General features: G+C 41.8%; 6 protein-coding genes and 2 pseudogenes. 1 reads left to right on the top strand and 7 read right to left on the bottom strand.

The window, feature by feature from the left end; genetic code table 11:
• Window positions 1-82: 82 nt before the first annotated feature.
• The 3 genes from ACM0OS_RS28405 to ACM0OS_RS28395 form a co-directional block, all read right to left on the bottom strand.
• The gene (locus tag ACM0OS_RS28405) at window positions 83-1,198 is read right to left on the bottom strand and encodes an LptF/LptG family permease (RefSeq protein WP_414546523.1); all 1,116 of its coding nucleotides are present in this window, start codon (window positions 1,196-1,198) and stop codon (window positions 83-85) included.
• 210 nt (window positions 1,199-1,408) lie between these two features.
• Window positions 1,409-2,137: an LPS export ABC transporter ATP-binding protein gene (gene lptB, locus ACM0OS_RS28400; protein ID WP_414546522.1), complete on the bottom strand. Its 729-nt coding sequence runs from the start codon at window positions 2,135-2,137 to the stop codon at window positions 1,409-1,411.
• 28 nt (window positions 2,138-2,165) lie between these two features.
• Complete coding sequence (locus ACM0OS_RS28395) at window positions 2,166-2,663, bottom strand: OstA family protein (protein ID WP_414546521.1); 498 nt, start codon at window positions 2,661-2,663, stop codon at window positions 2,166-2,168.
• Between the two features lie 299 nt (window positions 2,664-2,962).
• Between ACM0OS_RS28395 and ACM0OS_RS28390 the strand changes: the two genes are divergently transcribed.
• A complete protein-coding gene (locus ACM0OS_RS28390; RefSeq protein ID WP_414546520.1) occupies window positions 2,963-3,175 on the top strand; it encodes a DUF2283 domain-containing protein in 213 nt (70 codons plus the stop codon).
• Between the two features lie 160 nt (window positions 3,176-3,335).
• Here the strand turns inward: ACM0OS_RS28390 and ACM0OS_RS28385 are convergent, their stop codons facing one another.
• From ACM0OS_RS28385 to ACM0OS_RS28370, 4 genes and pseudogenes are all read right to left on the bottom strand, one after another.
• Window positions 3,336-3,728, bottom strand: a complete 393-nt coding sequence (locus ACM0OS_RS28385) for a DUF309 domain-containing protein (RefSeq protein WP_414546519.1) — start codon at window positions 3,726-3,728, stop codon at window positions 3,336-3,338.
• On the bottom strand, window positions 3,725-4,090 hold the full coding sequence (locus ACM0OS_RS28380) for a ferredoxin thioredoxin reductase catalytic beta subunit (protein WP_414546518.1): 366 nt from the start codon (window positions 4,088-4,090) through the stop codon (window positions 3,725-3,727). Before ACM0OS_RS28380 ends, ACM0OS_RS28385 begins: the two co-directional genes overlap by 4 nt.
• Window positions 4,091-4,356: 266 nt before the next feature.
• Window positions 4,357-4,476 (bottom strand): annotated as a pseudogene (locus tag ACM0OS_RS28375) (pyridoxal-5'-phosphate-dependent protein); the annotation flags it as partial.
• Window positions 4,477-4,524: 48 nt separating this feature from the next.
• Window positions 4,525-4,692 (bottom strand): annotated as a pseudogene (locus ACM0OS_RS28370) (AAA family ATPase); the annotation flags it as partial.
• Window positions 4,693-4,748 lie beyond the last annotated feature (56 nt).

The following is a 4,748-nucleotide window of genomic DNA, read 5'->3' as shown; positions in this document are numbered from 1 at the left end:
TGTCCCCTTGTCCCCTTGTCCCCTTGTCCCCTTGTCCCCTTGTCCCCTTGTCCCCCTGTCCCTCTCCCTACTCCCTACTCCCTCAACGTCCTGCAACCCGCATTAATAAAAATAAACCTATTCCTAAAAACAGGAAGTTAGGCAACCAAGCACCTATGAAGGGAGAGAAAATCCCTGCTTGTCCCATTGCACCACTAATAAAGAAAATTAAATAATACGTAAAAATCACGATTACACTGACACCAAAACTTGTCCCTCGTCCAGTCCGTTGGGGTATGCTGCCCATTGCGGCACCTACCAAGCCAAAGACTACACAGACAAATGGCAAAGAAAATTTTTGTTGAATACGTACTTCCAGTTTACGAATTTTTTGGCGATCGCCTCCAATACGTTCTATTTCTAATTGTTCTAGGGACTCAGCAATATTCATTTCGCCGTAGTCTCGGCTTCTCTCTACCAAATTTAATGGTGTCCGCGGTAGTTGCAGTTGTTGGTGTTCAAATCGTAAGATATTGCGATAAGAGCGATCGGGAGCTACTAAATAAACTGTGCCGTTGTAAAAATCCCACACATTTTGACCAGGATTCCACTCGGCAGATTCTGACACAAGTATTTGATTCAGACCCTCGGTGGTGCGATCTATAATTGTCAGACCTTTCATTTGCTGACCATCAAACTGGTCGGCGTAAAATAAGCGCGCTAATATTCTATTTCTACTACCATCTGGCTGCTCAACTTCTTGGTATTCGGGATAGAAAATATTTTGCTGCTTTAAAATCGGTTTGTCTGACTTCAAAGCTTTCTCAAGAGTAATACTTGCTTGGTAATTTGCTGCTGGTGCAATTTGCTCGTTAAACACAAATGTCAGTCCTGTAACCAAAAGACTCAACATCACCGCAGTTAGCACCATGCGATAGACACTGACTCCACAGCCACGCAGGGCAATCAGTTCACTCTGGCTGGAAAGACGACTATAAGTCATTAAAGTAGCCAGCAGCGTGGACATGGGAAAGGCTAAGACAATAAAATTGGGAAATTTTAATAAAAAAACCTGAACAGCAATGTTTACTGGCAGTCCAGATTCGACAATTCTCCTCACTAGCTCAAATACAGCATCAATAGTGACGCCCAGTGATGAAAAAGCTCCCACACCAAATAAAAATGGTGCTACCAATTCACTGGTTAGGTAGCGATCCATGATTGTAAAAGGCAGCAGTGAATTGAGGCTGTAAAAAAATTTGAGCTTTTTTGATATCATAAGAAATTTTTAAAATTAAGTATGAACACTCCAGGCGAAATAAAGTACAAATATATGATTTTAAACTTAGTAATTAACAATCAGACTAATAAAGATGAAATTAAGGGAGCTAAAAATTAAAATTATCTTTTTAATAATTAATTATTTTAATTAAGCTTGAAAATTATCGCCTAAATAGTATTGACGTACTAACGGGTTGTTATAAAGTTCATCAGCATTACCAAAAGCGAGAATTTGTCCCTCACGCATGATATAGGCGCGGTCAGTAATAGATAAAGTTTCGCGGACATTATGATCTGTAATTAAGATACCCATGCCGCGATCGCGTAATCCGGCAACAATGTGCTGAATCTCGGAAACCGCAATGGGATCAACACCAGCAAAAGGTTCATCCAAAAATAAAAACTTTGGACCTTCTGGCCCTGCGGCTAAAGCCCTGGCTAATTCCGTCCGACGGCGTTCGCCACCAGATAGTTGTATTCCTTTACTATTGGCTACTTTTTCCAAGCGAAAATCCCGCAATAAAGTTTGCATTCGCCTTGACCACTCCCATCGTGGCACATTCGTTTGTTCTAGCACCAAAAGTATATTATCCCGTACCGACAATTGGCGAAAAACACTTGCTTCTTGAGCTAGATAGCCAATGCCCAATTGAGCCCTTTTATGCATAGGCAGATCGGTTATTTCCTGACTATCTAGCCAAACTCTTCCCTGATTAGGTTTTTCTAAACCAGTGGCAATGTAAAAAGTCGTCGTTTTACCTGCACCATTAGGGCCTAGTAACCCAACGACTTCACCCTGGGCAATGGAAATGTTGACGCGATTGACGATATTTCGCTTACCGTAGGATTTGTGAATGTTTTCTAAAACAATTTTCACGATTCGCGCCTTTACTTACTGGTTAATGCTAATTAGACAAGTTTAAACTTGGTGTCGCAGGGGCTGGTGTGGTAGCTTGTCCACCAATTTCAGTGTCATTCACCATGTAAGTGGACTCTACTTGACGATTGGCTTGAGGTAAAGCCACAAACCGTCCCTCGTCAATCAAATAAGTCACTCTCTCGGCGCGCATACTATTGACGCCCTGTTGCAAAATATAAACGTTACCACTAAAGTCAATGCGACGCTCTCTATTAAAATATTGTGCTTGAGCAGCAGTTGCTTGCAGTTGGCGAGCCGGATACAACATTTGTACATTGCCACGAGCTGTAATTACTTCAGTGTTGGCATTGTATTCTTGTACATCAGAACGGATGGTTAAGGGACGATTGTCGCCTGATGCTTGTGCAGTAGCCGTTTGGACTTGGGTAGGAAATGTCAACGCACCCAAGAGTGCAGCTGGTAGCATTAAGGCTAATCCAAAACGACGTATTTGTGATATCGGCAATTGATAGCAGGTGGTCATAGATTAATTACGAATTTAGGATATCAGCTTGTATACCACTTATCTCAATTACTTTGTCCAGAGATAAAATCTACTTTCTGGAATAACTTGGGATAACTGCTGGCTGAAATATTGACGCTTTGCCCAGCAACAAGGTTTCGCCAATATGCAGCATCTTAGCGTAACTCTCATTTTTTCAAGGATTGGAGAAGGTGTGACCCCTGTGCCAAGGTTAATGGGAAGTAATCTAAACGACTGAATGGTGAAGGCTTTTTGAGGACAGCATATCGAACAGGTGCGATTAAAGAAGGAGAAGTTATATGGCACAAGTAAAAGTTTTTCACGACAAAACTGATAATACTCCACTTGTCTGTTTTGGCAATCCCGAAGATGAATATGAGGTTGAAGAAACGGGGGATGAGGTGTTGTTGATGAAGGATCAAGATGGGAAGGTTATTGGTTTTGAAAAGCTCAATTTTATCTCTACTGCATCTGAATCCGTGCGGGTGGCATTTGAGACATTTGCAATTTAGTTGGCTACGGTGATGTATAAACTGTTCCTTGCATGAGAACGCTTTGGTAAGTCTACCAGTTCTAGGAACTGACTTTTTACGGGATGTAGAAAAGTCCGATCAGCATAATGGGGAAGAGGACAGTTGCCCCATTCCCCACTTTTTACCCCAAACTACCTGACTAATCGTTCATGAGGACAATTCTAGGCAAAGGCAAGAACTGATTTTCATCCCAGTTCCCAGTGCTAATCTTATCTGCTTCAGTATTTTGTAATGCCGTCAACAATGCTGCACTCTGACTCAATAACTCGTCTACATCAATGCCACCATAAATAGATGGGTAGCGTCGCAGGCGGTTACTGCCTTCTCCTAGTAAAATCACTGCACCTCGCCAGTTGCGATTACCCAAATGATATAGTGCCACAGCAACTTGTAAAATGCCTTGATAAAAGGTTTTTTCTGGTTCGCTTGCTTCTATCCACAAAGCCTCTAAAGTGTCATGACAGGCGTAGAACTGTCCAGAGTTGAATTGTTCTACGCCTTGCCAAAACTCTTGGGACATCATTTCGCTCATCCCATACTGTCTCGCACTTCTTTGATTGTTTCTAGAGAAATTTCTTGTTGATCTCCAGCAAATTCGTTATCGGGTGTGAGAAACAGCATACAGTGGCACTCTTTGCGTTCTCTCATGGGTACACAAGGGCAGTTCCAATATGTAGCGTGGACTTCAGCTTCTTTGTCTTCGTAGTGGCGACAGGGACATAAGGGCGCACCTAGTTCATCTTTATGTTTGGCTAGTCCTTCAATTACCACTGCGGTGACAGAAGGTTCCGAACAGAAGTAGGTTCCAGTCCGTTTGGCATATTGTTCGGAAAAATGCCGCATTGCTTCTAGGCTTTTATCGGTGGATGTGGTGTTGTTTTCTGATGAGATCATGTGGATCGGCGCTCATAATTTAAATATTTCTTTGCATTGTACCTCAGCCTCATGGGGCTATTGATAGGGGAATTTCCCCAATCTGACAAAATCAAACTGATATCAATTTGTCCAAAGGTTTGTATGTCTAGGATACTAGAGTCCCAAAAATCTGGAATATTAAAGAAGCTTAATTGTCAAAATGCATTGAATTTTTGAATACAATTCATAGTACCCCCTGACTTTTGCAGCAAAATTAACGGCTCGATTGAGGGGAGATTTAACAGTTTGACAGCAGGCGCATCTTCTGGAAAGACAATTTTGATGAGAATTTTGAGTAGTTTTTCAGCCAAGGCGATCGCTTGTCTATGATTCCCCGATGAATAGGTATTGACGCCTTTTGACTTTGGGCAGAAAATTAGGCCGATATATGGGCGGCAAAATTCACTTCCCTACTAGACAAATCTCTCGGTAAACTCGTATATCAAGTCTACTCGTCCCTTGCGTAACATCGCTGGGTCTAATCTTTCTGTGGTATTACAAGTCATCAACACTACTAGTCGCTGCTTGCTTTGAATCCCCGAATCATCAATGATACTTTGGTACAAAGTTCCATCTAACAAACCAGGGTAAGCTCATCTAATTTGGTATAGAGAAAACTTGACATAACAAAGAAAAT

Source organism: Nostoc sp. CCY0012 (assembly GCF_963920855.1).
Taxonomy (GTDB): domain Bacteria; phylum Cyanobacteriota; class Cyanobacteriia; order Cyanobacteriales; family Nostocaceae; genus Cyanocohniella.
Note: the sequence above shows the minus strand (reverse complement) of the source record. Positions and strands in the feature narration are given on the sequence as shown.

Bases quoted from the DNA above. Each gene is read 5' to 3' on its own strand.
- ACM0OS_RS28405 (WP_414546523.1), bottom strand. From the start codon at position 1,198: ATGGATCGCTACCTAACCAGTGAATTGGTAGCACCATTTTTATTTGGT.
- ACM0OS_RS28395 (WP_414546521.1), bottom strand. From the start codon at position 2,663: ATGACCACCTGCTATCAATTGCCGATATCACAAATACGTCGTTTTGGA.
- ACM0OS_RS28390 (WP_414546520.1), top strand. From the start codon at position 2,963: ATGGCACAAGTAAAAGTTTTTCACGACAAAACTGATAATACTCCACTT.
- ACM0OS_RS28385 (WP_414546519.1), bottom strand. From the start codon at position 3,728: ATGAGCGAAATGATGTCCCAAGAGTTTTGGCAAGGCGTAGAACAATTC.
- ACM0OS_RS28380 (WP_414546518.1), bottom strand. From the start codon at position 4,090: ATGATCTCATCAGAAAACAACACCACATCCACCGATAAAAGCCTAGAA.